This window comes from Macromonas nakdongensis (assembly GCF_002837145.1).
Classification (GTDB): Bacteria; Pseudomonadota; Gammaproteobacteria; order Burkholderiales; family Burkholderiaceae_C; genus Macromonas_B; species Macromonas_B nakdongensis.
In genome coordinates, this window is sequence record NZ_NWMV01000122.1 from 1 (window position 1) to 1,447 (window position 1,447).

The 1,447-nt window shown below is 64.5% G+C and carries 1 protein-coding gene and 1 pseudogene; both read left to right on the forward strand.

Annotation, left to right across the window (positions count from 1 at the left end; all coding sequences use genetic code 11):
- A pseudogene (locus CON77_RS13725) lies at positions 1-230 on the forward strand (sulfite dehydrogenase); the annotation flags it as partial.
- Entirely contained in the window at positions 230-1,324 is a 1,095-nt protein-coding gene (locus CON77_RS13730; RefSeq protein WP_101050041.1) for a c-type cytochrome, read from the forward strand. The pseudogene CON77_RS13725 and the gene CON77_RS13730, both read left to right, overlap by 1 nt.
- Positions 1,325-1,447 lie beyond the last annotated feature (123 nt).

Consider the following 1,447-nt stretch of genomic DNA (forward strand, 5'->3'; position numbering starts at 1 on the left):
TGGAAGGCCCGGTGCTGCCCAAGGCCTGCACCCGTTTCAACATCGACTGGGTCTGGGACGGCAAGCCCGCCATCCTGCAGAGCCGTGCCATCGACAGTACCGGCTATGTGCAGCCCAAGATCAACCAGTTGCGGGCCGTGCGGGGCACCAAATCGGTGTACCACCAGAACGCGATCCAGAGCTGGCTGGTGTCGGAAAACGGCGAAGTCTCCAACGTGCAGGTGTACTGATGAAAAGCAAGTTCCAACAATCCCTCCGCGCGGCCGCCGTGGTCGCCGCCCTGGCCACGGTGGGCCTGGGTGCCGCCCAGGCACAAGCCCAGCCCTGGCACGACATCGGCCGCAACGCCACCCAGGCCGAAGTCAAGGCCTGGGACATCGACGTGCGCCCCGACTTCAAGGGTCTGCCCAAAGGCGCGGGTTCGGTGTCGCTGGGTGAAGAGGTCTGGATCGCCAAATGCTCCTCCTGCCACGGCGATTTCGGCGAATCCAACGAGGTGTTCACGCCCATCATCGGCGGCACCACCAAGAAAGACATCGAAACCGGCCGAGTGGCCGCCCTGGTGGAAGGTGCGCCCAGCAAGGCCCCGCAAAAAACCACCATCATGAAAGTGGCCACGGTGTCCACCCTGTGGGACTACATCAACCGGGCCATGCCCTGGAACAACCCCAAAACCCTCAAGCCCGACGAGGTCTACGGCGTGGTGGCTTATCTGCTCAGCCTGGCCGAGATCGTGCCTGCCGATTACGTGCTGAGCGACAAAAACATCGCCGAGGTGCAAAAGCGCATGCCCAACCGCAACGGCATGGCCTTCTACGAGCCGATGTGGAAAACCAACGGCAAGGGCGACGTCAAGAACGTGGCCTGTATGAAGGACTGTTCGGTCGATGAAAAAATCCACAGCAGCCTGCCGGCCTTTGCCCGCGATGCGCACGGCAACATCGCCGAGCAGAACCGCGTGATCGGTCCGGTGCGCGGTGCCGACACCACCAAGCCGCCGCCCAGCGCCCCGCTGAGTGGCAAGGTGTCGGTGGCCGCACCGGTGGTGGTGGCCGCGGCCAGTGGCACGGGCAATGTGAAAACCTTGCTCGGCGCCAACTCCTGCACCGCCTGCCACGGCATGAAGAACAAGGTCGTCGGGCCGGGCTTCAACGAAATCGCCGCCAAGCACAAAGGCCGTGCCGACGCCGAGGCCTACCTGATCGGTAAGATCAAGAGCGGTGGCTCGGGCGTCTATGGCGCCGTGCCCATGCCCCCGCAGCCCCAACTCAGCGATGCCGATGCCAAGACCATTGCCCAATGGATCGCGGCCGGCGCCCAGTGATTCCGTTTTGCACACACAGACCCCTGGAGAACCCCCCATGAAATTGAGCTTCGCAACCGCCGTCGCCGTGTCCGCCCTCCTGGCCACCGGCGCCGCCCAGGCCGACAACGCCGCGGCCAAGGC